The organism is Bradyrhizobium sp. MI1.4 (assembly GCF_055811315.1).
Genome location: NZ_JBVVPP010000005.1, coordinates 43,873 through 67,048, shown reverse-complemented (window position 1 = coordinate 67,048; position 23,176 = coordinate 43,873). Strand labels below are relative to the sequence as shown.

Annotated in this window: 21 protein-coding genes and 1 pseudogene; 8 read left to right on the top strand and 14 right to left on the bottom strand. The window is 64.4% G+C overall.

Annotation, left to right across the window (positions count from 1 at the left end; translation table 11 throughout):
* The first annotated feature begins 20 nt into the window (after positions 1 to 20).
* On the top strand, positions 21 to 1,265 hold the full coding sequence (locus AC0L23_RS07790; protein ID WP_085385503.1) for an MFS transporter: 1,245 nt from the start codon (positions 21 to 23) through the stop codon (positions 1,263 to 1,265).
* Here the strand turns inward: AC0L23_RS07790 and AC0L23_RS07785 are convergent.
* Positions 1,257 to 1,691, bottom strand: a complete 435-nt coding sequence (locus AC0L23_RS07785; RefSeq protein ID WP_085361906.1) for a helix-turn-helix domain-containing protein — start codon at positions 1,689 to 1,691, stop codon at positions 1,257 to 1,259. The two genes, AC0L23_RS07790 and AC0L23_RS07785, sit on opposite strands and share 9 nt — an antisense overlap.
* 92 nt (positions 1,692 to 1,783) lie before the next feature.
* Between AC0L23_RS07785 and AC0L23_RS07780 the strand changes: the two genes are divergently transcribed.
* Together AC0L23_RS07780 and AC0L23_RS07775 are read left to right on the top strand one after the other, a co-directional pair.
* Positions 1,784 to 2,647, top strand: a complete 864-nt coding sequence (locus tag AC0L23_RS07780; RefSeq protein ID WP_198957653.1) for a class I SAM-dependent methyltransferase — start codon at positions 1,784 to 1,786, stop codon at positions 2,645 to 2,647.
* Positions 2,640 to 3,152 (top strand): DUF2938 domain-containing protein, encoded by a 513-nt coding sequence (locus AC0L23_RS07775; protein WP_085361904.1) that lies wholly within the window; start codon positions 2,640 to 2,642, stop codon positions 3,150 to 3,152. The genes AC0L23_RS07780 and AC0L23_RS07775 overlap by 8 nt, the downstream gene beginning before the upstream one ends.
* On the opposite strand, the gene AC0L23_RS07770 is transcribed toward AC0L23_RS07775, so the two are convergent.
* Both AC0L23_RS07770 and AC0L23_RS07765 read right to left on the bottom strand, forming a co-directional pair.
* Positions 3,149 to 3,643 (bottom strand): VOC family protein, encoded by a 495-nt coding sequence (locus AC0L23_RS07770; RefSeq protein ID WP_085361903.1) that lies wholly within the window; start codon positions 3,641 to 3,643, stop codon positions 3,149 to 3,151. The genes AC0L23_RS07775 and AC0L23_RS07770 overlap by 4 nt on opposite strands.
* A 91-nt stretch (positions 3,644 to 3,734) precedes the next feature.
* Positions 3,735 to 4,280, bottom strand: a complete 546-nt coding sequence (locus AC0L23_RS07765; RefSeq protein ID WP_085361902.1) for a carboxymuconolactone decarboxylase family protein — start codon at positions 4,278 to 4,280, stop codon at positions 3,735 to 3,737.
* Between the two features lie 136 nt (positions 4,281 to 4,416).
* Here AC0L23_RS07765 and AC0L23_RS07760 point away from each other — a divergent pair, with 136 nt between their 5' ends.
* Positions 4,417 to 5,631, top strand: a complete 1,215-nt coding sequence (locus AC0L23_RS07760) for an acyl-CoA dehydrogenase family protein (protein ID WP_085361901.1) — start codon at positions 4,417 to 4,419, stop codon at positions 5,629 to 5,631.
* Positions 5,632 to 5,779: 148 nt separating this feature from the next.
* A complete protein-coding gene (locus AC0L23_RS07755) occupies positions 5,780 to 6,919 on the top strand; it encodes an acyl-CoA dehydrogenase family protein (RefSeq protein ID WP_085361900.1) in 1,140 nt (379 codons plus the stop codon).
* A 276-nt stretch (positions 6,920 to 7,195) separates the two neighbouring features.
* Here AC0L23_RS07755 and AC0L23_RS07750 read toward each other — a convergent pair whose 3' ends face one another.
* The 10 genes from AC0L23_RS07750 to AC0L23_RS07705 form a co-directional block, all read right to left on the bottom strand.
* Positions 7,196 to 8,233 carry an amino acid ABC transporter substrate-binding protein gene (locus tag AC0L23_RS07750; protein WP_085362044.1) on the bottom strand — a complete coding sequence of 346 codons (1,038 nt, stop codon included), beginning with the start codon at positions 8,231 to 8,233 and terminating at the stop codon, positions 7,196 to 7,198.
* A 59-nt stretch (positions 8,234 to 8,292) separates the two neighbouring features.
* On the bottom strand, positions 8,293 to 8,886 hold the full coding sequence (locus AC0L23_RS07745; RefSeq protein ID WP_007597994.1) for a L,D-transpeptidase: 594 nt from the start codon (positions 8,884 to 8,886) through the stop codon (positions 8,293 to 8,295).
* A gap of 321 nt (positions 8,887 to 9,207) precedes the next feature.
* Positions 9,208 to 10,182 (bottom strand): hypothetical protein, encoded by a 975-nt coding sequence (locus AC0L23_RS07740; protein ID WP_085385501.1) that lies wholly within the window; start codon positions 10,180 to 10,182, stop codon positions 9,208 to 9,210.
* Between the two features lie 84 nt (positions 10,183 to 10,266).
* The gene (locus tag AC0L23_RS07735) at positions 10,267 to 10,830 is read right to left on the bottom strand and encodes a thioredoxin family protein (RefSeq protein WP_018456003.1); all 564 of its coding nucleotides are present in this window, start codon (positions 10,828 to 10,830) and stop codon (positions 10,267 to 10,269) included.
* A 31-nt stretch (positions 10,831 to 10,861) separates the two neighbouring features.
* Entirely contained in the window at positions 10,862 to 11,560 is a 699-nt protein-coding gene (locus AC0L23_RS07730; RefSeq protein ID WP_085361899.1) for a cytochrome c biogenesis CcdA family protein, read from the bottom strand.
* Between the two features lie 310 nt (positions 11,561 to 11,870).
* A complete protein-coding gene (locus AC0L23_RS07725; RefSeq protein WP_018456005.1) occupies positions 11,871 to 12,482 on the bottom strand; it encodes a sigma-70 family RNA polymerase sigma factor in 612 nt (203 codons plus the stop codon).
* Between the two features lie 411 nt (positions 12,483 to 12,893).
* Entirely contained in the window at positions 12,894 to 13,628 is a 735-nt protein-coding gene (locus tag AC0L23_RS07720) for a response regulator (RefSeq protein ID WP_085361898.1), read from the bottom strand.
* Between the two features lie 10 nt (positions 13,629 to 13,638).
* The gene (locus tag AC0L23_RS07715) at positions 13,639 to 15,384 is read right to left on the bottom strand and encodes an ATP-binding response regulator (RefSeq protein ID WP_085361897.1); all 1,746 of its coding nucleotides are present in this window, start codon (positions 15,382 to 15,384) and stop codon (positions 13,639 to 13,641) included.
* A complete protein-coding gene (locus AC0L23_RS07710; protein ID WP_085385497.1) occupies positions 15,354 to 17,384 on the bottom strand; it encodes a sensor histidine kinase in 2,031 nt (676 codons plus the stop codon). The genes AC0L23_RS07715 and AC0L23_RS07710 overlap by 31 nt, the downstream gene beginning before the upstream one ends.
* 54 nt (positions 17,385 to 17,438) lie before the next feature.
* Positions 17,439 to 18,434, bottom strand: a complete 996-nt coding sequence (locus AC0L23_RS07705) for a TRAP transporter substrate-binding protein (RefSeq protein WP_026233068.1) — start codon at positions 18,432 to 18,434, stop codon at positions 17,439 to 17,441.
* 186 nt (positions 18,435 to 18,620) lie between these two features.
* Here AC0L23_RS07705 and ugpB point away from each other — a divergent pair, with 186 nt between their 5' ends.
* From ugpB to AC0L23_RS07690, 3 genes are all read left to right on the top strand, one after another.
* Entirely contained in the window at positions 18,621 to 19,961 is a 1,341-nt protein-coding gene (gene ugpB, locus AC0L23_RS07700) for a sn-glycerol-3-phosphate ABC transporter substrate-binding protein UgpB (RefSeq protein WP_085349649.1), read from the top strand.
* 154 nt (positions 19,962 to 20,115) lie between these two features.
* The gene (locus tag AC0L23_RS07695; RefSeq protein WP_085361896.1) at positions 20,116 to 21,063 is read left to right on the top strand and encodes an aminoglycoside phosphotransferase family protein; all 948 of its coding nucleotides are present in this window, start codon (positions 20,116 to 20,118) and stop codon (positions 21,061 to 21,063) included.
* A gap of 261 nt (positions 21,064 to 21,324) precedes the next feature.
* Entirely contained in the window at positions 21,325 to 22,947 is a 1,623-nt protein-coding gene (locus AC0L23_RS07690; protein ID WP_085361895.1) for an ABC transporter substrate-binding protein, read from the top strand.
* Between the two features lie 44 nt (positions 22,948 to 22,991).
* Here the strand turns inward: AC0L23_RS07690 and AC0L23_RS07685 are convergent.
* Positions 22,992 to 23,176, bottom strand: a pseudogene (locus AC0L23_RS07685) (hypothetical protein); the annotation flags it as partial.

Genomic DNA, 23,176 nt, shown 5'->3' with positions numbered 1-23,176 from the left:
GGCATGACGGAGTAAGCGGCATGCTCGATAACCCTCGACACGACGGATCCGTCGACGAATCCTCTCTCCGCTACGAAGGCTGGCGCATCGTTGCGGTCTGCTTCCTGCTCGCGACCTTCGGCTGGGGGCTCGGCTTCTACGGCCAGAGCGTCTATGTCGCCGAGCTCCAGCGTGCGCACGGCTGGTCGGCCTCGCTGATCTCGTCGGCCACGACGTTCTTCTATCTGTTCGGCGCGCTGCTCGTCGTCTTCGTCGGCGAAGCCGTCAACAAGTACGGCCCGCGCCTCGGCCTGATCGCAGGGACGCTGGCGATGTCGGCCGCGGCGGTCGCGATCGGCGCGGTGCGCGAACCGTGGCAGCTTTATCTCGCGAACGCCGTGCTCGCCTTCGGCTGGGCCGGCACGAGCCTGGCCATGATCACCAACACGATCAGCCTGTGGTTCGACCAGAAGCGCGGCATGGCGATCAGCCTCGCGCTGAACGGCGCAAGCTTCGGCGGCATCGTCGGCGTGCCGCTGCTGGTGAGCTTGATCGGCCATGTCGGCTTCGCCAGCGCTATGTTTATCGTCGCCGGCGCCATGCTGGTACTGCTCGTGCCGGTGATCCTGATTGTCGTTGGCCGCCCGCCCGATCTCCATGGCCGGCGCGCCGCGACGAAAACGAAGCCGCAATCGTCGGCGCAGATTCGTAGCCAGGCGTTGCGCGATGTCGGCTTCCTCACCGTGACCATTGCCTTTGCTTTGGTGCTGTTCGCGCAGGTCGGCTTCATCGTCCACCTGATCTCGTTCCTCGATCCCGTGATCGGGCGCGAGCGCGCGGCCGTCGCGGTTGCGGTGCTGACCGCGATGGCGGTGATCGGCCGGGTGCTGTTCTCGCTGGTGATCGACCGACTCAACCAGCGGCTCGCCTCGGCGCTGTCGTTCCTGAGTCAGGCCGTGGCGCTGTGTGTCGTCATCAATTTGCACAATGATTACGTGCTGATCGCCGCCTGCGCGTTGTTCGGCTTCTCGGTCGGCAATCTCATCACGCTGCCGTCGCTGATCGTGCAGCAGGAATTCGATTCCGCCTCGTTCGGCGTGCTGATCAGCCTCAACACTGCGATCAACCAGGTGACCTATGCGTTCGGCCCCGGCGTGGTCGGTTTTCTGCGCGATTTCTCCGGTGGCTATGAGCTGCCGTTCTATCTGTGTATTGCGCTGGAGCTGGTGGCGGCGGCGTTGATCATGGTGCGGGGGCACACAAGGCGATCGACCCCTTCAGCCTGATCGCGGCGCGCGCGGGGCCCTCTTGGGCGACCTCGCCTTTCCCAATGCCGCGACCCGCATGAGGCGGCGAAAATGCGGGCATTCCATGTGACTTGGCGCCGGACAGGCCGCGGCATGGCGCAGGCCGTCGCGCATCGCGATAAGCTTGCGGATCGTTCGGTCCAACTCGTCGGCCTTGGCGGCAAGCTTCCGCCGGTCGATACGCGGCCGTCCGTCGGGTGCGAACATCCGGGCAACTTCATCGAGCGAGAAGCCCGCCGCGCGCCCCAGCGCGATCAGCGCCAGGCGATCCAGGATCTCCAGATCGAACAGCCGGCGCAGGCCGCGCCTGCCGATCGGGGCAATCAACCGCTTTTCCTCATAGAATCGCAGCGTCGACGCCGGAACACCGGAGCGCCGTGCGACTTCGGCGATATCGATCGTCATCACGCCTCTTGACCTCAGGTTCACTTGAGCTGGCAGTATGCCGCGTCCAACGCCGCCAAGGCAAGACGAAAGGGGAAACCATCATGGACGCTATGCAGAAGGCGATCGAGCAGATGAGGCTTTGGAATGGTCCCGCCGGACGCGCCTGGGTCGAGACCCAGGACATCCTGGATGAGATGTTCAAGCAATTCGAGAGGCCGCTGTGCGAGGCCGTTCCTGCCGGCTCCAATCGTCGCGTCCTGGACGTCGGCTGCGGCACTGGTGGTCTGACCGTTGCGGTCGCGCGAAAGCTCGGGCAAGGCGGCCGTGTGGTCGGCATCGACATCTCCGCGCCGATGATCGGGGCGGCGCTGGCCCGCGCCGAGCGCGAAGGCACCTCGGCCAGCTTTATCTGCGCCGATGCGCAGCACCATAAATTCGGCCCGGCGAGCTTCGATACGATCATTTCACGTCTCGGCGTGATGTTCTTCGAAGACTTCGTTGCGGCCTTCGCAAATCTGAGGCGCGCTGCCGCCGAAGGCGCCGGGCTCGCCGTCGTTGCATGGCGGGGCGCAGCGGAGAATCCGTTCATGACGGCGGCCGAACGAGCCGCCGCGCCCCTTCTGCCGAATATGCCTGCCCGTCCATCCGGCGGTCCGGGGCAGTTCGCCTTCGCTGGCAAAGATCGGGTCAGGACCATCCTGCTGGAGAGCGGCTGGACCGAGATCGACATCCGGCCGGTGGATATTCCATGCCGCTTTCCTGCCAGCGAACTCGCTCGCTATGTCGGTTGGCTGGGACCCGTCGGAACGATCCTGCAGGACGCCGACAGGGGATTGCGCGAAAGGGTCGTGGATGCGGTGCGGCCCGCCTTCGCCCCCTACGTGGAGGCAGATGCGATCCGTTTTACCGCCGCATGCTGGATGATCCAGGCGCGGGCTTCAACCGACGCGGCAGGCGAGGTCTCGAATGGGTGAAATGATTGAATTTCTGGTCGGCGCCGCCTTGATCGGATCCGGTGCAACGGCCGTGATCGATGGTTGGGCAGTTCTCCGCGCGCATGTTCTTGGAATCCCATCGCTAGACTATGGACTCCTAGGTCGCTGGCTCATCCTGCTCGCGCGCGGACAGTATCGGCATCTTAAGATCGCGGCACCCGATCCGGCTCCACGCGAGCGCCTGATTGGGTGGGCCGCGCACTACCTGATCGGCATTGCGTTCGCGGCCGTCTTGCTGGCGATCTGGGGGCTCGATTGGCTCCATTCCCCGCGTGTCGGCCCCGCATTGATCGTCGGAATCGGCAGCGTGGCGGCACCTTTCCTGATCATGCAGCCGGGCATGGGCCTCGGCATTGCAGCCCATCGCGCGCCACGTCCCAACGTGGCGCGTCTCAACACGCTACTCACGCATGCCGTGTTCGGCGTCGGGCTCTATGTGGCCGGATGGGTCCTGAGGCTCGTGCAGTGGCGAGGTGCGGACTAGGCCTCCCGCTGCTTCAGCAGCTCCTCCACATCCAGCCGCTTCGTGAACATCGAAAGCTTGCCGTCCGGCCCGAATGGCCATTGCTCCCGCGGCTTGTCCCAATACAGCTCCACACCGTTCTGGTCCGGATCGCGCAAATACAGCGCCTCGCTGACGCCGTGGTCGCTGGCGCCGTCGAGCGCAATGCCGGCCGAGAGCACGCGGTGCAACGCATCCGCCAGCGCCGGCCGCGTCGGATAGAGGATCGCGGTGTGATAGAGCCCGGTCGCATCAGGCGGCGGCGGCGAGCCGCCCTTGCTCTCCCAGGTGTTGAGCCCGATGTGGTGGTGATAGCCGCCGGCCGAGATGAAGGCCGCGCCCGAGCCCATGCGCTGCATCAGCTCGAAACCGAGCACGCCGCAATAGAAGCCCAGCGCGCGATCGAGATTGGCGACTTTGAGATGGACGTGGCCGATCCTGGTGCCGGCGGCGACGGCTTGGTTTTGCGACATGCGGCTGCTCCGTTGATGAACTCCACATAAGTCCGGCCTCGGGACAGTGCTACCGGCCGATCCCGAAACCCAGCGTTTCCGGATAGGCAACTTACGACAGCTCCCGCACCTCGCCCTCCGGCAGCTCGAACTCAAACGTGTTCAGCGTCATCGACACCAGCGTGTAATAGCCGCAGAGACCAATCACCTCGACCACGCCGCGCTCGCCGAGCAGCTTCACCGCCTCGTCATAGAGGCCCTTCTCGACGCCGTGGCCCTCATGCAGCGATTTTGCGACGTCGTAGATCATCTTAGCCCTGGGATCGTCGAAGACGGGCGTGCGGCGGTCGCGGATCGCGTCGATGATGTCAGGGTCCATGCCGCCCGCAAGCGCCAGCCGCTTGTGCGCGTACCATTCGTAATGGGCGGTCCAGTGCCGCGCCGTCACCAGGATCGCGATCTCCGAAAGTTTCGTGGGAAATATCGTATCGTAACGCAGGACCTCGCCGAGCCGCGTGGCGTGACGGGCCATGTCGGGGCTGTTGAGCCAGGCCATCATCGGTGCCGGCGGCCTGCCGCGCTTGCCGGCAATCGACTCGTCATAGGTCTGCCGCTGGCTCTCGTTCATTTCGCCAGGCGAAAGAAGCTTCAGGCGCATTGTTGTTTCCTCTTTGTTTTCAAGCTCGCCGTGGCGGCGACTATAGCGGATGCGTGACACGGAAGTGGTTGAATTCCGCGGGAGCTTGGCCCAGAGTCGCGCCCAACAAACCGACATAGATTGATGGAAACGACCTATGACTGACTCCAGGGCCAGCGAGACTGAGACCGCCGATCTCGAAACATTCCGCAGCGAAACGCGCGCCTGGTTGGAAGCCAATTGCCCGCCGGAAATGCGCAAGCCCGCGACGTCCGACGCCGACGTGTTCTGGGGTGGACGTAACGCAAAATTTTCGTCCGAGCCGCAACGCATCTGGTTCGAACGCATGCGCGACAAGGGCTGGACCGTACCGGACTGGCCGAAGGAATATGGCGGTGGGGGCTTAAGCGCCGCCGAGCACAAGGTGCTGCGCGCGGAGATGGCCAGGATCGGCGCGCGGCCCCCGCTGTCGAGCTTCGGGATCTGGATGCTCGGGCCGGCGCTGCTGAAATACGGCAACGATGCCCAGAAGAAGGAGCATCTGCCAAAGATCGCCGCGGGCCTGATCCGCTGGTGTCAGGGCTATTCCGAACCGAACGCCGGCTCCGATCTCGCCTCGCTGCAGACCCGCGCCGAGAGCGACGGCGATCATTTCGTCATCACCGGCCAGAAGATCTGGACGTCCTACGCCAACTACGCCGACTGGATCTTCTGCCTCGTCCGCACCGATCCCGCCGCAAAGAAGCACGACGGCATCAGCTTCATCCTGTTCGACATGACCTCGAAGGGCGTGACGACCAAGCCGATCCTGCTGATCTCCGGCTACTCGCCGTTCTGCGAGACGTTCTTCGACAATGTCCGCGTGCCGAAATCGCATGTGGTGGGCACCGTCAACCGCGGTTGGGACGTCGCAAAATATCTGCTTCAGCACGAGCGCGCGATGATATCAGGCATGGGCGAGCGCGGCGTCGGCCGTCCGCTCGGCCAGATCGCGGCCGATTCCCTCGGCACCGATGCGCAGGGACGGCTCGACGATTCCATGCTGCGTGGCCGGATCGCCAGCTTCGACGTCGACGAAGCGGCTCTTGCCGCCTGCGCCGAGCGCGCGGTCGATCTCGCCAAGGCCGGTCAGGCCCATCCGGCGTTCTCGTCGGCGATGAAATATTACGGGACCGAGCTCAACAAGCGCCGTTACGAGATCCTGATGTCGGCCGGCGGCGTCGATGCGCTGGAATGGGAGAGCGAGCGTTCGAAACAAGGAGCGCGTCCGCGCGCCTGGCTGCGGACCAAGGCCAACTCGATCGAGGGCGGCACCACCGAGGTCATGCTCGGCATCGTCGCCAAGCGCATCCTCGATTTGCCGGGGGCGTAACCCCAGCGTCGTTCCGGGGCGGTCCGCAGGACCGAACTAAGGTGCGCGGTTGCGCACCTGAGAACCTCGAAATTCCGGGTTCACGCTTCGCGTGCCCCGGAATGACAACAACAGACATGCATTCCGCCAGACGTTAGAGACATTGCACATGGCCCTCGTCCTCACCGAAGAACAATCGATGCTCCGCGACAGCGCGCGCGGGCTGATCAGCGACAAGGCGCCGGTGTCGCATTTGCGGCATCTGCGCGATAGCAAAGACCCCATCGGCTTCTCCAGGGAGTTTTGGCATTCCTTCGCCGAGATGGGTTTTGCCGGCTTGCTGGTGCCGGAAGAGTTCGGCGGCAGCGGCCTCGGCTATGTCGAGGCCGGGGTGGTGATGGAGGAGATCGGCCGCACGCTGATGCCCTCGCCCTTCCTCGCAACCAGCGTGGTCGCGGCCTCGGCACTGAACCGTGGCGGCAATGCCGCGCAGAAGTCGGAGTATCTGCCGAAGATTTCCAACGGCTCCCTGCTCGCGACGCTCGCGATCGACGAGGGCGCAAAACACCGCCCGCTTCAGACCTGCCTCCAGGCCGTGCGCGCCGGCAACGGCTTTAAACTCTCCGGCGCCAAGGCGCTGGTGGTCGACGGTCACGTTGCCGATCTCCTCATCGTCGCTGCGCGTACGGCGGGTTCGGCCGGCGAGCGCGAGGGGCTGACGCTGTTCCTGGTCAACCCCAAGGCCAAGGGCGTTGCGATCGAGCGCACCATCATGGTCGACGCGCACAATGCGGCGCGGATCGAGCTTGCCAATGTCGAGGTCGATGCCGACAGCGTGCTCGGCGAAGTCGACCAGGGAGCCGGCTTGCTCCACGGCGTGCTCGATATCGGGCGGGGCGCAGTGGCCTCCGAAATGGTGGGTCTGAGCGAAGAGGTGTTCAACCGTACCGTCGAGTACCTGAAGAGCCGCAAGCAGTTCGGCAAGCTGATCGGCGAATTCCAGGCGCTGCAGCACCGCGCCGCCGAACTCTATGTCGATATCGAGATCACCCGCGCCGCCGTGATGAAGGCGCTGCAAGCGCTCGATACGGACGTCGCCAAGGCGGCGTCAGCCGTCGCAGTGGCGAAAGCCCGCGCCGGCACCACCGCCACGCGCGCGGTGCAGGAAGGCGTGCAGATGCATGGCGGCATGGGCATGACCGACCAGTTCGACATCGGCTTCTTCATGAAGCGCGCGCGCGTGTGCGAGGAATTGTTCGGCGACGCCAATTACCACACCGAGCAGCTGGCAAGGGCGCGGGGGTATTGAGGCGCACCGTCGCGTCGCATTGGGTGTCATCGCCCACCTTGTGCGCAATTGCGCACTGGGGCGGGCGATCCAGTACGCCGCGGCCCCTCAGTATGCGATTGATGTCTCGGAGTACTGGATCGCCCGTCAAGCCGGGCGATGACAGTTGAGAGAGTGGAAAGCGCCTGCCCCAAGCTCGTCATTGCGAGCGCAGCGAAGCAATCCAGTCTGTCACCGAGGAGCGACTCTGGATTGCTTCGTCGCTGCGCTCCTCGCAATGACGGCGGATAGAGCGCCTTACCGCACCGGCGGCGCGTACTGCACGCCGCCCGCATTCCACAGCTGGTTCATGCCGCGCGGGATCTTCAGCTTCGACTTCTCGCCGATGTTGCGCTCGTACATCTCGCCGTAATTGCCGACGTGGCGGATGATGCGGACCACCCAATCCTTGGTCAGGCCGAGCTGCTCGCCGTAATTGCCCTCGGTGCCGACCAGCCGCATCACTTCCGGCTTCTTCGACTTCAGGGCCTCGTCGATGTTCTCCGAGGAGACGCCGAGCTCCTCGGCGTTGATCATCGCGTACAGCGTCCACTTCACGATCATCATCCAGTCGTCGTCGCGCTGGCGCACGACGGGGGCGAGCGGCTCCTTGGAGATCATGTCCGGCAGGATCATGCTGTCGCCGGGCTTCGACAGGTTGATCCTCAGCGCGTAGAGCTGGGAGACGTCGGCGGAGAGCGTGTCGCATTTGCCGGTGTCGTAGGCCTTCACCACGTCGTCCAGCTTGTCGAACTTCACCTCTTCATACTTCATGTTGTTGGCACGGAAGTAATCCGCGACATTGAGCGCCGTGGTGGTCCCGGTCTGGACGCAGACCTTGCTCCCGGTCAGGTCCAGCGCGGTTTCCTTGTTGCGCGCGCGCGGCAGCATGAAGCCTGCGCCGTCGTAATAGGCGACCGCGGGGAAATAGAGATCGTAGTCGAGCTCGCGCGCCATGCTCCAGGTCGAGTTGCGCGAGAGGATGTCCACTTTCCGGCTCTGCAATTCCTTGAAGCGCTCGTTGGCATCGAGCGCGACGAATTTCGCCTTGCTCGGGTCGTTGAAGATCGCGGAGGCCACCGCGCGGCAGAAATCGACGTCGAAGCCGGTCCAGTTGCCCTTGTCGTCGGGGATCGAGAAGCCCGGCAGGCCCTTGTTGACGCCGCACAGCACCTCTCCGCGGCGTACGGTGCGCTTCAGGGTGCGGGTGTCGTAGAATTCATAGATGATGGCCAGGACGGCGACCAGCACGGCGACTGCGAGCCCGATCAGCAGGCCGCCACGAAAAGTGCGCATCATGTTGCTCTCTCGAAATAATCGGGAAAAGGAATATTCGCTAAGGCGAGGAGATCAGATCAGAGCTCGGGCTTCTGCCGGATGACGACCTTGGTGCCGACAGGGACGCGATCGTAGAGATCGGCGACGTCGCGGTTGACGAGCCGGAAGCAGCCGGAGGAGACCTTGGTGCCGATCGTGTCGGGCCGGTTGGTGCCGTGGATGCGGTAGACCGTGGTGCCCAGATACATGGCGCGCGCACCGAGCGGATTACCGGGGCCGCCGGCCATGAAGCGCGGCAGATAAGGCTGGCGCTGGATCATCTCCGGCGGCGGCGTCCAGTCCGGCCACTCCTTCTTGTTGGTGATGTTCACCAGACCCTGCCACTGAAAACCGTCGCGGCCGACGCCGATGCCGTAGCGGATCGCACGACCGCCAGGCTGCACCAGATAGAGATGCCGTTCGGCGGTCGAGATGATGAGGGTGCCGGGCGCTTCGGTGGTGCGGAAGTAGACGACCTGCTTCTGCCATTCCGGATCGAGTTCATAGGCATCGTCGGCGACCAGGCCCGGCTCGTCGCCGCGGTCGGGCTGCTGGGCGTAGGCGTGGGGCGCGGACAGGATCAGGCCGATCGCAGCCACAAACATCCCGGTCAGGCGACGAAAATCCGTCATTTCAAGCTCTCCCCGCGGCCAAAGCCAAATCATCTGGAACCATCAAATCTCAGGGCCATCTTCATGGCAAGTTCAAGGCACCCTTAGACCATATGTCACGAGAATGCTTTGGTTTTTTGACGGACCGCGCGCAATGCCACAAACGGGGGATGGCGCGAAAAGCAGTGGCCATGGCGTCGCCTAGGGTGGGCGACCAAATTTGCATTCACAAACCCCGTCATGCCCGGGCTTGTCCCGGGCATCCACGTTCTTAGCACTGGCGGTAAAAGACGTGGACGGCCGGGACAAGCCCGGCCATGACGATGTGGAAGCAGCGCGATATCAGATCTGGTTATTCTCCGGCGCGATCCCGAGCCGCCGGACGATCTCCGTCCCCACGGCCCGGGCCTCAGGCCTCGAACCGATGCGAGGGCTGCGAAACCGTTGTCCGGACTGCAATCGGATCACGACGATGCAGTGCTCGTCCTCGGAGCGGCCGCGGCGCTCGACCGTGATCGTCTTGACGTCGCGCCCTTCGATGTGGTCGGCGCGCAACGTGCCGTCGCCCCACAGGCGTTCGACCCGGATATCGCCCTGGCGGATGATCCAGAACGCGCCGGTCACAAGGTTGGCATATCGGGAAACGCCGAAAGCGGCGAGCGCGCCGACGGGCAGCAGCACGATGTCGACCGACCCGGGCGACAGGCCACGCCAGAGCCTGTAGGCGTAGGGAACGGCGCACAATGCGACGACGATCAGTGCGACGATCCTGATGTCTCTCTTCGAGAACGGCTCGAGGGGGTCGCCGAGACGCATCTCGGGATTGCTGGCATCGAGCGGATTGACCGGAGCCTCGACGTCGGGGACGTCGAATTGCGCGGCGATCCGCGCCACCGTGTCGTGCACATGGGTGACATCGGCGATCGGCGGCGATGTCAGGCGCTCACCGGAGGCCAAGGTGAAGGCGAGCTGGAAGCGGGCTTTCGCCCTCTTGCTGCCGGGAACCTGCAATCCCCTGATGTCGTCCTTGGCGACGATCCGCGTCCGCAGTTTTCCGAACGGGCGCTGCTCGCCGATCAAGATCTCGTCCGGCGTGATGATCCACACCACCGCCGGCGCCAGCATGATGATGCCGACGAACGCCGCTCCCACGAGCAGCGCGACCACGGAGATGATTACCTCCAGAGTGTCGTGCGTGAACAGGCCCGGCGTGAAGCACAGCGCAACGGCAGCCGCAAAGCCGGACATGACCAGCCGCTGCGCAATCGAGGCGCCCTCGCGAAGGCGAATGTCGGTGCTGTTGGTGGCGTCGTCCATCGCGGGCGGCTGATTACGTGGCCCGCGAAACTCCACGGACGGGTCCGTGGAGTCAAGCAACAAGGGCGCGACCCGTGCCGGGCGTCAGCTATTGGCGTTCAGCAGCTTTGCCACGGTGCGGTCGATCTCGTCATAACGGCCTTCGCCCTCGTGCTGGAATACGATCTTGCCGTTCTGGTCGATGATGTACTGCGCCGGCCAATATCGGTTGCGGTAAGCGTTCCAGGTCCTGGAATCATTGTCCTGCGCCACCGGATAGGTGATGCCGTGACGCTTCAGCGCCGCCTGCACATTGGAGGCCGAGCGCTCGAACGGGAACTCCGGCGTGTGCACGCCGACCACGACGAGGCCCTTGTCCTTGTACTTGGCATAGAGATCGGTGACGTGCGGCAGCGTGTTGACGCAGTTGACGCAGCCATAGGTCCAGAAGTCCACCAGCACGACCTTGCCGCGGAGATCGGCGATATTAAGCGGCTTCGAGTTGAACCAGTTGTTGATGCCGGCGAAGTCGGGCGCGGTGTCCTGGCTGGCGGCCGCGGTGACGACAGGGACGGCGCGCGCGGCCTCGTCGCAGATGCCGGGGATGACGGCGCCTGTTACGGCGATGCCGATCAGTGCGGCGGAGACGGCGAGCAGTTTGAAAGTCATGGAAAGATCCTCCGGTGAAGCTGAGGGATGATCACAGGCCGATCTGGCCGGTGGGATAGAAGCCGGTGAGCCACGCCACGATCAGCGTGTCGTATTGGAAATAGGCGGCGAGCGCGAAGCCGATCACGACGACGCCAAAGCCCTGCTGCAGCCGCGGCGAGATGCGCGCGAGACTGCGCACCCGCGTGGTGGCGGCTTGCCCGCCATAGGCGATCGCCAGCATGGGAATGGCCGCACCGATGGCGTAGGCGATCAGCAGCGTGCCGGCCCAGCTCGCATTCTCAGTGGTTGCGACCAGCGTCAGGATCGAGCCGAGCACCGGGCCGGCACAGGGCGTCCAGACCAGGCCGAGCGTGGTGCCGAGCACGAGCCCGCCGAGTGCGCCCTCGCGCTGCGTGGCGCTGGAGTTGCCGAGATCGAGCCAGCCGTTGAGCCGGATCGACAGCCATTCGAACGGTGCCGGCCACAGCATCAACAGGCCGAAGCCGAGCAGCAGGATCGAGGCCGCTTCGCGCAGCACGTTCGGATCGAAATTAAACAGCCGCGTGATGGCGCCGAGCAGCAGCGCGGTCGCGGAGAACGAGATGACGAAGCCGAGCGCGATCATCGCCGGACGAAGATGCGAGCTGCGGCCGATTGAGGCGCCGAGCAGGATCGGCAGCATCGGCAGCGTGCACGGCGCGGCGATGGTGAGGATGCCGGCGAGGGCAGCGAAGAGAAGTTCGAGCATGGGGCACTCGTGGAGAGGGTCACGAGGGCAGTTCGGGATGAGAGAGGCAGTCGTTACGCCGCGTCACGCCTTCGTGACGGGAGTGCTGCTGCCGCAGCGGTGCCCCAAACACAAAACGACCCGGAGGGGGGCATCCCGTCCGGGTCGCTGGAGGTCTTGGGAGGTTTAACGAAACCGTATGTGAGCTTTATAGGAGGGAAGTTTTTCCGCCTGATGTTGTGCTTTGTTTCAATTGTTTCGTCGGCGGTAACACTTCCGTGTCCGGGGTAGGGTCTAAACTTGTGTCCTATCCCATTGAAATATCTGAACTTCAGGCGGCGAAGCGCTCGACGCCACAGCCCTTAAGCAATTCGGCCAGTTGCTTGCGGGCGTAGAACATCCGGGTCTTCACCGTGCTCTGCGGGATGCCGATGATCTGTCCGACCTCCTCCACCGACTTCTCATGGTAGTAGACCAGCGTGATGATCTCACGATGCGCGGGCGACAGCTTCTGAACGCAGGCGCGCAGGATGGCGCTGGTGTCGCTGCGGTCGAGCGAGGTCTCCGGCGTGTCGCAACCATCGGCGATCTGGCGCACGTCTTCCTGGTCGATATCCTCGAAGCGGCGCTGGCGCATCGCAGTCAGCGCCTTGAAGCGAGCGATCGAGAGCAGCCAGGTCGAAACCTGCGAGCGGCCCTGGAATTGGCCGGCGGTCCGCCACACGTCCAGAAACACCTGGCTGACCAGGTCTTCCGCCGTGGTCGCGTCGCGCACGATCCGCAGGATGAAGCGGTAGACGCGCACATTGTGCCGGCAATAAAGGATGTGCATGGACGTCCGGTTGCCGTCGGCAATGCTTTCGAGAAGCATGTCGTCCGAGGTCGCCTGAGCGGCAATGATGCTCTGGCTGGCTTGGGCGTTGATGGCGATGACGTTCGGCATTGACTTGGCTCCCCGTAGCGCCGCAACCGAGCGGCGTTTCCTTGGACCAAAGTGTTAATGAGCCAACGTTTCGGGACGTCTGCACGAAAAGCGGAAAATGGTTTCGTGCGCCGACAAATTGTTTCGTCGAATTAGCCGCGACGAAACATTCGGGGCAAAAAAGCGTGTAATTTCAATGTACGGAAAATACGGGGATGGGATTAGGCAGCGAGCGGATGCGCCGGGAACGTATTTCGGGCCTTTGCGTTCGCACTCCCGTGTCGTCCTGGACAAGCGAGCAAAGCGAGCGCCGATCCATGACCCATGACCCCAGGGAGACGTTTTGCGGAAACGCGTGGTTGCCAGCCTCGCGCCACAATCTCTGCCTGGGGTAATGGGTCCTGGCCTTCGCCAGGACGACGATGGGAGGCGCTACGCCTTCTCGCCCGCCGGCGAGAACAGATAGCCGCCGCCGCGGATGGTGCGGATCACGGCGGGTTTTGCCGGATCGGGCTCGATCTTGCGGCGGATGCGCATGATGCGCAGGTCGACGGCGCGGTCGAAGGCTTCGGCGTCGCGGGCATTGGCCAATTCCAGCAGGCGCTCGCGCGACAGCACGCGCTTCGGATTGGCCGCGAACACTTTCAAGAGCCCGAACTCGGATGCGGTCAGCGGATGCTCGTTGCCCTCGTCGTCGCGCAAGGCCTGCGCTTCGAGATCGAGCCACTTCGTCCCGAACCGTACCAATTGCTCCTTGTCCGATTTCGCAGCCGCCGTGTCCGCCACGGCTTTCGCCGGCGCGCTCCGGCGCAGCACCGAGCGGATGCGTGCCATCAGCTCACGCAGCTCGCACGGCTTGGCCACGTAATCGTCGGCGCCGAGCTCGAGGCCGACGACGCGGTCGATCGGGCTTGCCGTCGCCGTCAGCATGATCACCGGCACGTTGATGCGGCTCTTGAGGTCGCGGATGATCGAGAGCCCGTCTTCCTCCGGCATGTTGAGGTCGAGCACGACGAGGTCGGGCATGCTGCCGTCGATCGCCGTGCGCAACGACTTGCCGCCGTCGCACAGCGTCACGGTGAAGCCGTGCATCTTGAGGTAATCGCCGACCATCTCCCGGGCCGGGGCCTCGTCGTCGACGATCATGATGTGCTGGCTTTGGGTCATGGTCCTGAGATCACGAAATTTCGGGCGCGGGGAGGGTGATGGTGAAGGTCGAGCCCTTGCCGGGGCCCTCGCTCTCGGCGGTCACCTCGCCGCCGTGCATGTCGATAATACGCTTGACGATGGACAACCCAAGCCCGGTCGAGCTCTCGCCGGCGGTCGGTTTTGCCGACAGCCGCTGGAACCGGCCGAACAGGCGGCCGAGATCTTCCGGCGACAGGCCGGCGCCCTCGTCGCTGACGCGGACGATGGTGTCGCCGCCCTCATGGCTGACGACGACGCCGATCTTGCCGCCGATCGGTGAGTATTTGATGGCGTTGCTGATCAGATTGTCGATCGCCTCGCGGATGCGGTCGGTGTCGCACATGGTGACGACGTTGACGGGCGCGGTGACGCTGATCGCCTGCTGCTTGTTGACGGCGAGCGGCTGGTTGGCCTCGGCGACCTCCTTGACCAGGGCCGCGACGTCGACGGGCTCGCGGCGGATGGTGATGTCGAAGGCATCGGCCATCGCATCCGAGATCAGATGATCGACCATCGTGGTCAGGCGCTTGGTCGCATCGCGGATGTGATCGACCTGGGCCACGACGCCGCCTGACGACGCGCCGGTCGAGATCAACTCCTTCAGCATCTCGGTGCGGCCGAGGATGACGCCGAGCGGATTCTTCAGATCGTGGGCAACGGTACCGAGGATTTCGTTCTTGAAGCCGTTGGCGCGTTGCAGCCGCAGCCATTGCGCCGAGAGGCGGCGGTTGGCCTGCATCAGCGCGCGGGTGCGCTGGGCGACGCGGTCTTCCAACTGGGTGTTGGCGGCCTGGAGCTGCTGGTAGAGGATGACGTTGTCGAAGGCGATCGAGAGCCGGCTGGAGAAGATCTCAACCAGCGAGCGGTCGGTCTCGGACAGCTCGCGCTCGGCCTGAAGCAGCACCACGACCTCGCGGCCGCTTCCGGTGCGCAAATAGATCACGCTGCGGTGGTCGGCGAATTCGTTCTTGCGGCCCTGGAACGCGGCTTCCACCATCGCGCGCAGATCGGGGTCGAGCGCCTTCGACGAGGTGGTGCCGATGAAGCGGCTGTAGCAGCCGCTGCCGGCGAGCACCGAGAGCTCGGGGTCGATGCCGCCATTGTCGCGCAAAACCAGGATACCGGCGCAATCGACGTTGAGCAGCGAGGCAAGCTGGGTCAGTACGCCCTCGGCGAGCCGCTGCATCGACTTGAAATCGTACAGCGTCGAAGCCGCGTCGATGATGATCTCGAGCCCGCGCCTTGTCTGCAGCATGCGCTCGAGCTGCTGGTAGGAGCGCAGCGCCGCGGTCAGCGAGGTGAACAGCTTGTCGGCGGTGAGCTCGGTCTTCGCTTTGTAGTCGTTGATGTCGTACTGCACGATCACGCGCCGTTCAGGCGCTTGACCGGGCTGTCCGGTGCGCAGGATGATGCGCACGGTCTCGTTCTTGAGCTCGTTGCGGATATACTCGACCAGCTCGAGGCCGGCGACGTCCGTCTCCATGATGACGTCGAGCAGCACGGCGGCGATGTCGTTGTGCGCGGCCATCAGCTTGCGACCTTCGGCCGCGGAATGGGCGGAGAGGATCTCCAGGCCCTGGCCGTTGAGGAAATAGTCCGAGAGCGCAAAACGCGTACCGTCATGCACGGCCGGATCGTCGTCGATGACGGCGATCTTCCATTTCCGGGCGTCAACATCCTCCGATGCGGTACCGGTGTCGTCGATCAGGTGGAGGACATCGTCCTGTTCGGCCATTGAGAAGTCCCGTCAGTCTCTGTGCTTTGCCCGCCGCCCTTGGCGACCCGGGGCATGATAATGCGAAAAGTAGTGCCTTGTCCCAGCTTGGATTCCAGCATCATGCGACCGCCGAGCTGCTGGGTGACGAGGTTATAGACGATATGGAGGCCGAGTCCCGTGCCACCTTCATTGCGCCTGGTGGTAAAGAATGGGTCAAAGGCCTGGCGCTGCACGTCGGAGGTCATGCCGGCCCCGTCATCGGTGAAGATGATCTCGACGTCGTCGGCCCCGCGGGGCCGCGCCGAGATCGTGATCGTGCCGGCGCGGCCGTCGGCAAAGGCGTGGTTGGCGGCATTGAGGAATAGGTTGGTCAGGATCTGGCCGTAGGAGCCGGGATAGCCATCGAGCAGCAGTCCCTCGGGCATGTCGACATGGAGCGTGATCGGCGACCGCTTCAGCACCGGCCGCAGGCTCGCGATGATCTGCTCGGTGGCTTCGCTGAGTGAGAACTGCCGCCGCTCGGCATGGGAGCGGTCGACCGCAACCTGCTTGAACGACTGGATCAGCTCGCCGGCGCGCTGGAGGTTGGCGACGAGCTGCTGCGAAGCGTCGCGCGAGGACTGCACGAATTCTTCCAGCTGCGAGCGGCGCAGGCCGCCGTCGCCCTTGAGCTGGGCCTCGAAGATCTCGGTGCGCCGGGCAAAGCTCGACGCAACGGTGAGGCTGATGCCGATCGGGTTGTTGACCTCGTGCGCGACGCCGGCGACGAGGCCGCCGAGGGCTGCGAGCCTCTCGGCATCGATCAGATTCTGCTGCGCGGCGTTGAGCTCGAGCAGCGCGCTTTCGGCCTTCTCCTTGGACGCGCGCAGCTCGTCCTCGGTCTGGCGCTTCGCGATGGCGTTCTCGCGGAACACTTCCACCGCGCGCGCCATGGCCCCGACCTCGTCGCGCGCGCGCGTGCCCTGCACCTCGCGGCCGAGGTCGCCGAGCGTGATCGCGCGCATCGCCGCCATGATCTGCTGCAGCGGCAGCCGGATCGACAGCGCGATCAGCACGCCCGCGGTGAGGATGATGCCGAGGAAGATCACGGCGATGGAGAGAACGCGACGGGAAATGTCCGCCAGCGTGCGGTCGAACGTCTCCTGCGCCTTTTGCTCGCGCTGGCGCATCTTGGTTGAGAGATCGTCGATGGCGCCGATCGCCTCGGCCTGGTTGGCGTCGATGGTGTTGCGCAGCAGCTCGGTACGGTTCGTGAGCTGCTCGGAGAGCTTTGCAAAACCCTCGCGCAGCGCGGCGGTCCGGGCGGCGAGTCGTCGCAGCGCCATGCGCTGGAGGTCGTTGTCGGCGAGATCGATCATCACGGGGATGGTCTTCTCGATGGTCTCGGTGTTGCGGCGGGCGTCGTCGGCCGCACCCGATGACAGCGACAGATAGTAGGAATTGGCCGCGACCAGCATCGCGGTGAAGGCCTCGCGCGACTTGCCCAGCGAAGGCCAGATCAGCGCGTCGCGATGGCCGGTGGCGCCTTCGATGATGGAGTAAAGGCCGGCCATGTCCCTGGCCGGTGCCTGCACCTGATCCTCGTAGGTCTTCGCGATGGTGGCCTGCACGCCGCGCAGCTCGCCGAAGCCGTTGAGGAAGCGGTCGGTGGTGCGCTCCAGCTCCTCGACCGAGCCCGACAGCATCGGGTCCTTGGCGGCGCGATTGGTCAGCGTCCCCAGCACCGCCTCGCGCAGCAGCAGGATCTCGGCGAACAGGTCGGGGCTCGGCTGGTTGATGTAGCGGTGGATCAGATTGTGCAGCCGCCCGGTCTCGCTTTCGAGCAGCGCCAGAATCCGGTCGGATTCGCGCACCTGGCGCACGTCGTCCCAGGCTGAGCCGAGCACCTGCGAGCCGTTCCAGATCAGCCCGACCAGCACGATGACCACGGCGGAGTTCAGCGCCGCGATCGACAGGATGCGCCAACGGATCGGCACCGCCCGGAGCACGCCGACCAGCCGCGCGCGCAGCCGCCCCATCGGGCCGGGCGACCTGTCTGCATGCTCGCTGTGTCCAAGCCCGGGCAAGAGGCCTCACTCCACCTTGCGAATGCGTTCGATCAGCGCGGCCGCGGCCGGATCCTGCCCGGCCTTGGCGTAGATCGCGACCATCGCGTCTTCGAACGGCTTGCGGTCGATATCCCTGACGATGGTGACGCCCGCTGCTTCCGCCTTGCGCTGCGACTGCTCCTCCAGGTCGCGCCATTTCTCGCGCATGAAGCGGCTGGAGCGCTGTGCGGCTTCCCTGAAGATGGTTTGCTCGTCGGCCGACAGGCTTTTCCAGGCCTTCAGCGAGATCACCAGCACTTCGGGGCTCATGGTGTGCTCGGTGAGGGCGAGATAGCCGGCATGTTTGTAATGGTCCGTCGTCACGTAGGATGGCCAGTTGTTCTCGGCGCCGTCGATCAGGTGGTTGGCAAGCCCGGCAAGCACCTGCCCATAGGGCATCTCGACCGGCTCCGCGCCGAGCGCGCGGATCATCTGGCTCATCAACTCCGACTGCTGCACCCGGATCCGCAATCCCTTGAGGTCCGCGACGTTTCTGACCGGGCGGGCGCCGTTGTAGATCGATCGCGCGCCGGAATCGTAGAAGGCGAGGCCAACGAAGCCGTAGGGCTCGAAGCTGCCGAGGATCTCGCTGCCGATCGGCCCGTCCAGCACCTTCTGCATGTGCTCGATGGACCGGAACAGGAACGGCATCGCCAGCACGTTCATCGCCGGAACGAAATTGCCGATCAGCGCCACATTGGTCCGGTTGAGATCGATCGCACCGACCCGGGTCTGCTCGATGGTCTCCTTCTCCTCGCCGAGTTGGCGGGAGTGGAAGACCTTGACCTCGTGCCGACCGCCGCTGCGCTCGGCGATCAGGGCGCCCATGTAGCGCAGCGCCTGCACGGTCGGATAATCCTCGGTCTGGGTGTCGGCGGCGCGGAACTCACGCGCAGCAGCTCCCGTCGCGCAGAGGGCGATCAAAAGCGCGACGAAAACCACCCCGGTCCGCGTGCGTTCGGCACGGTTCAACACTGGCACACTCAACCCCTCAGTGGTGGAGTCTATGGCGGGAGGAAAAGGTTCAATGCAATCTAGCAGATGGTCGTGGGAAGGCCATCCCGCCGGGCGCCTCGACGTGATTGTGCGGCGCGGCCGGGGCTCATTCCCGGTTGAAACCGCAAATGCCGCGCCTTAAGCAGGGGCAGCCGCTTTCGTCGGTGCGGCATGGAAAGAGCCATCGTGACTTCAGCATCGCGCCTTTCGCAGGTCGTCGCCGTTTTTGCGGCCCTCTCATTGGCCGCGCCGGTGCGGGCCGCGACCGACATCGCGTGGTGGCACGCCATGTCCGGCGAACTCGGCCGCCAACTGGAAAAGCTCGCCTCCGACTTCAACGCCTCGCAGCCGGATTATCGCGTGGTGCCAACTTACAAGGGCAGTTACACCGAGACGGTGACGGCCGCGATCTTCGCCTTCCGCTCGCGCAGCCAGCCCGCGATCGTCCAGGTCAACGAGGTCGCCACCGCCACCATGACCGCGGCCAAGGGCGCGATCTATCCCGTGTTCAGCCTGATGCGGGACATGAAGGAGCCGTTCTCGCTCAATGACTACCTTCCCGCGGTCTCCGGCTACTACACCGATGCGGCCGGCAATCTCTTGTCCTTCCCTTTCAATTCGTCGACGCCGATTCTTTATTACAACAAGACCATGTTCCGCGACGCAGGGCTCGATCCGGAGGCGCCGCCGAAGACCTGGCCGGAGCTTGGCGCTGCTGCAAAACGCCTGCGCGATCGCGGCGCGGTGTGCGGCTTCACCACCTCCTGGCCGTCCTGGATCCATGTCGAGAATTTTTCAGCCTTCCACAATCTGCCGCTGGCAACGCGGGCGAACGGCTTTGCCGCGTTGGATGCCGAGCTGACCATCAACAATCCGTCTCTCGTGCGTCACGTCTCCGAGCTCAGCGAGTGGCAGAAAACGAAAGTGTTCGACTATAGCGGCCGCGGCCAGTCGGCCGAGCCGCGCTTCCAGAACGGCGAATGCGGCATCTTCATCGGCTCCTCGGCGACGCGCGCTGACATCAAGGCGAATTCGAAGTTCGAGATTGGCTACGGCATGATGCCGTATTGGCCCGACGTGAAGGGTGCGCCGCAGAATTCGATCATCGGTGGCGCCACGCTGTGGGTGCTGCGCGACCGTCCGCGCGAGGAATACAAAGGCGTGGCACGATTCTTCGCCTATCTGTCGCAGCCTGGCGTGCAGGCCGCCTGGCACCAGAACACCGGCTATCTGCCTGTCACCCGCGCCGCCTTCGAGCTGACGCGCGCGCAAGGTTTTTACGAGCGCAATCCGGGCTCGGCGATGTCGTTCGAAGAGATCACGCTGCATCCGCCGACGGAGAATTCAAAGGGCATCCGGCTCGGCTCCTTCGTGCTGATCCGCGGCGCGATCGAGGACGAGCTGGAGCAGGCCTTTGCCGGCCGCAAGAGCGCGCAAGCCGCGCTCGATGCTGCGGTCGAACGCGGCAACAAGATCCTGCGCCAGTTCGAGCGCGCCAGCCCGGATAGGTAGGGGGAGGGATGGTAGCTCGGCGTTAAGGCGCAAGGCCATTCCACAGCGTCATGGCCGGGCTTGTCCCGGCCATCCACGCCTTGGCCGCAGCACGAAGAACGTGGATGCCCGGGACAAGCCCGGGCATGACGAGCTCAACAGCCGTTAGGTTACGATGTCGATGAAACTCCCTCACTGCGCCGACGCGGCAAGCTTTCGCGCCTTTCGCGCCGACCCTCCGCGATGGCTGCCGATCGCGCTCGACATCGCCCGCAGCCACGATCTCGATGCCAGCGCGCCGCACGTCTTTGCGACCGGCACCAATCTCGTGGTCGGGCTCGGCGATCGCCTGATCCTGAAAATCTTCCCGCCGCTGCTCCGCGCGCAGTTCGTCTCCGAGCACGGCTCGCTGGCCCAACTTGCCGGTCGCATTGATTTGCCAATTCCCGAGATCGTCGCGGAAGGCGATCGCGACGGCTGGCCTTATCTGATCATCACACGCCTTGCCGGCACGCTCGGCTCGGAGGTCTGGCCGTCGTTGCCGGAAGCGCAGAAGGAGCGCGTGCTGCGACAGATCGGCGAGACCATCGCCGCCGTGCAGCGCGCGCCGCTCGGCTCACTCGCGCAGATCCAGCCGCGCTGGGACGACTTCATGCGGGCCCAGATGCAGGGCTGCAAGGCGCGGCACACGCGTCTCGGCCTGGCGCCGAAATTCCTCGCCGGCCTCGACGATCTCCTGCGTGATGCGGCCGCGCTCATTCCGATGGATGCGTCGCCGGTGATCCTGATCGGCGAATACATTCCGGAGAACTTCCTGCTCGCCCGCCACGACGATCAATGCTCGCTCGCCGGCCTGTTCGACTTCGGCGACGTGCTGGCGGGATGGCGGGACTACGATCTGCTCGGCCCTAGCGCCTTCATGGCAGCGGGCCGGCCGGGCAGGGTGCGCAACCTGCTCGAAGGCTTTGGCTATGCGAAGCTCGACTTCGCGCTCAAGCGACGGCTGATGGCCCTGATGCTGCTGCATCGCGCCAGCGACCTCAACAGCCACATCTGCATCGAGGGCTGGCAGGAGCAGGCGGATGATCTGGTCGAACTTCAGGAGCTGATCTGGCCGGGGTGACGGGCCGCGATCGATAGCCGCGCCACCTAGGGGCGAGACGCGCTCACGCAATAGGCTGGTATTGTCGAAAGCCTATTTTTTAGGCAAATATACCTGTTTGTATGCAATGTCCGACGGCTTGGCTTCTGATCGACGGCCCGGATAGCAGCCTTTTCCCATAAACATTTCATAGGCTTATGCTGGTTTAATCCTTGCTTAAGCCTTGGCACGAACCTTGCGAATCCAGTTCCAACCAGAAAACTTTTGTGTTGGAGCCATTCCATGAAGCGCCGCGATTTCCTCAAGTCCGTTTCCGGATTGGCCGCAGGCGCGGCGCTTCCGGCCATGCCGTCCGTGATCTCGTCGGCCAAGGCCGATGCGCGCTCGGAGACGCTGCTGATCGTCTCGGAAGGCGGCCCCAACAATCTCGATATCCACGGCGTCGGCACCAACGTGCCCGGCTATGAGGTGTCCTGGAATTGCTACGACCGCCTGCTCAGCCACGAGATGAAGACCGGCCCCGGCGGCGTGCCCTATTACGACCGCGACAAGTTCAAGGGCGAACTCGCCGAGGAGTTCAAGATCGACGACATGTCGGTCACCTTCAAGCTGAAGAAGAACGCCAAATTCCACGACGGCGCGCCTGTGACCGCCAAGGACGTGAAGTGGTCGCTCGACCGCGCCGTCAGTGTCGGCGGCTTTCCCACCTTCCAGATGAGCGCGGGCTCGCTCACGAAACCCGAGCAGTTCGTCGTGATCGACGACTACACGGTACGTGTCGACTTCCTGAAGAAGGACAAGCTGACGATCCCCGATCTCGCGGTGATCGTGCCCTGCATCATCAATTCCGAACTGGTGAAGAAGAACGCCAGCGAGAAGGATCCCTGGGGACTCGAATTCACCAAACAGCAGACCGCGGGCTCCGGCGCCTACAAGGTGACGAAGTGGACCGCCGGCACGGAAGTGGTGATGGAGCGCAACGACGATTGGGTCGGTGGCCCGCTGCCGAAGATCAAGCGCGTGATCTGGCGCATGGTGCCGCAGGCCGGCAATCGCCGCGCGCTGCTGGAGCGCGGCGACGCCGACATCTCCTATGAGCTGCCGTTCAAGGATTTCCAGGAGATGAAGGCGAGCGGCAAGCTCAACGTGGTGTCGCTGCCGTTCTCCAACGGCATCCAGTATATCGGCATGAACGTGACCAAGCCGCCGTTCGACAATCCCAAGGTACGTCGGGCGGTCGCCTGCGCGATTCCCTATCAGAAGATCATGGACGCGGTGATGTTCGGGCTGGCCAACCCGATGTTCGGGGCGCCCAAGGACAAGCCGACCGAAGTCGCCTGGCCGCAGCCGCACAAATACAACACCGACATGGACAAGGCGAAGGCGCTGCTGGCCGAGGCCGGCTACCCGAACGGCTTCGAGACCACGATCTCGTTCGACCTCAACTTCGCGGGGGTCAACGAGCCGCTCTGCGTGCTGGTGCAGGAGAGCCTGGCCCAGATCGGCATCAAGACCACCATCAACAAGGTGCCCGGCGCCAACTGGCGCACCGAATTGAACAAGAAGGAAATGCCGCTCTTCACCAACGTATTCTCGGGCTGGCTCGATTACCCCGAATACTTCTTCTACTGGTGCTACCACGGCAATAATTCCGTCTTCAACACCATGAGCTACAAGTCGGCGGGGATGGACAAGCTCATCGACGGCGCACGCAATGCTGCCGCCACCGGCGACACCGCGACCTACGACGCCGACGTGAAGGGCTTCGTCGATCTCGCCTATAGCGACATCCCGCGCATCCCGCTGTACCAGCCGTTCGTCAACGTCGCGATGCAGAAGAACATCAGCGGCTACCAATACTGGTTCCACCGGAGGCTGGATTATCGCGCGATGGCGAAGGGGTGAGGGGATGGCGGGCGCTGTCCTTCGCAGTGAGGTGAGCACGCTTTTCAGGCTCCCTCCCCCCTTGTGGGGGAGGGGTGGGGAGAGGGGTAGCCACAAACTCCGATCTCTCCCGGAGCGGGGGGGCGGCCCGCCGCCCCCCCCCCCCCCCGGCGCGCGGGGGGGCGGGGGGCGGGGGGGGGGGGGGGGGGGGGGGGGGGGGGGGGGGGGCCGAGCCCGCGGGCGGCGCAAA

Excerpts from the sequence above, each read along its gene's own strand:
- AC0L23_RS07790 (WP_085385503.1), top strand. The coding sequence starts at position 21 with ATGCTCGATAACCCTCGACACGACGGATCCGTCGACGAATCCTCTCTC.
- AC0L23_RS07785 (WP_085361906.1), bottom strand. The coding sequence starts at position 1,691 with ATGACGATCGATATCGCCGAAGTCGCACGGCGCTCCGGTGTTCCGGCG.
- AC0L23_RS07780 (WP_198957653.1), top strand. The coding sequence starts at position 1,784 with ATGCAGAAGGCGATCGAGCAGATGAGGCTTTGGAATGGTCCCGCCGGA.
- AC0L23_RS07775 (WP_085361904.1), top strand. The coding sequence starts at position 2,640 with ATGGGTGAAATGATTGAATTTCTGGTCGGCGCCGCCTTGATCGGATCC.
- AC0L23_RS07770 (WP_085361903.1), bottom strand. The coding sequence starts at position 3,643 with ATGTCGCAAAACCAAGCCGTCGCCGCCGGCACCAGGATCGGCCACGTC.
- AC0L23_RS07765 (WP_085361902.1), bottom strand. The coding sequence starts at position 4,280 with ATGCGCCTGAAGCTTCTTTCGCCTGGCGAAATGAACGAGAGCCAGCGG.
- AC0L23_RS07760 (WP_085361901.1), top strand. The coding sequence starts at position 4,417 with ATGACTGACTCCAGGGCCAGCGAGACTGAGACCGCCGATCTCGAAACA.
- AC0L23_RS07755 (WP_085361900.1), top strand. The coding sequence starts at position 5,780 with ATGGCCCTCGTCCTCACCGAAGAACAATCGATGCTCCGCGACAGCGCG.
- AC0L23_RS07750 (WP_085362044.1), bottom strand. The coding sequence starts at position 8,233 with ATGCGCACTTTTCGTGGCGGCCTGCTGATCGGGCTCGCAGTCGCCGTG.
- AC0L23_RS07745 (WP_007597994.1), bottom strand. The coding sequence starts at position 8,886 with ATGACGGATTTTCGTCGCCTGACCGGGATGTTTGTGGCTGCGATCGGC.
- AC0L23_RS07740 (WP_085385501.1), bottom strand. The coding sequence starts at position 10,182 with ATGGACGACGCCACCAACAGCACCGACATTCGCCTTCGCGAGGGCGCC.
- AC0L23_RS07735 (WP_018456003.1), bottom strand. The coding sequence starts at position 10,830 with ATGACTTTCAAACTGCTCGCCGTCTCCGCCGCACTGATCGGCATCGCC.
- AC0L23_RS07730 (WP_085361899.1), bottom strand. The coding sequence starts at position 11,560 with ATGCTCGAACTTCTCTTCGCTGCCCTCGCCGGCATCCTCACCATCGCC.
- AC0L23_RS07725 (WP_018456005.1), bottom strand. The coding sequence starts at position 12,482 with ATGCCGAACGTCATCGCCATCAACGCCCAAGCCAGCCAGAGCATCATT.
- AC0L23_RS07720 (WP_085361898.1), bottom strand. The coding sequence starts at position 13,628 with ATGACCCAAAGCCAGCACATCATGATCGTCGACGACGAGGCCCCGGCC.
- AC0L23_RS07715 (WP_085361897.1), bottom strand. The coding sequence starts at position 15,384 with ATGGCCGAACAGGACGATGTCCTCCACCTGATCGACGACACCGGTACC.
- AC0L23_RS07710 (WP_085385497.1), bottom strand. The coding sequence starts at position 17,384 with ATGGGGCGGCTGCGCGCGCGGCTGGTCGGCGTGCTCCGGGCGGTGCCG.
- ugpB (WP_085349649.1), top strand. The coding sequence starts at position 18,621 with ATGGAAAGAGCCATCGTGACTTCAGCATCGCGCCTTTCGCAGGTCGTC.
- AC0L23_RS07695 (WP_085361896.1), top strand. The coding sequence starts at position 20,116 with ATGTCGATGAAACTCCCTCACTGCGCCGACGCGGCAAGCTTTCGCGCC.
- AC0L23_RS07690 (WP_085361895.1), top strand. The coding sequence starts at position 21,325 with ATGAAGCGCCGCGATTTCCTCAAGTCCGTTTCCGGATTGGCCGCAGGC.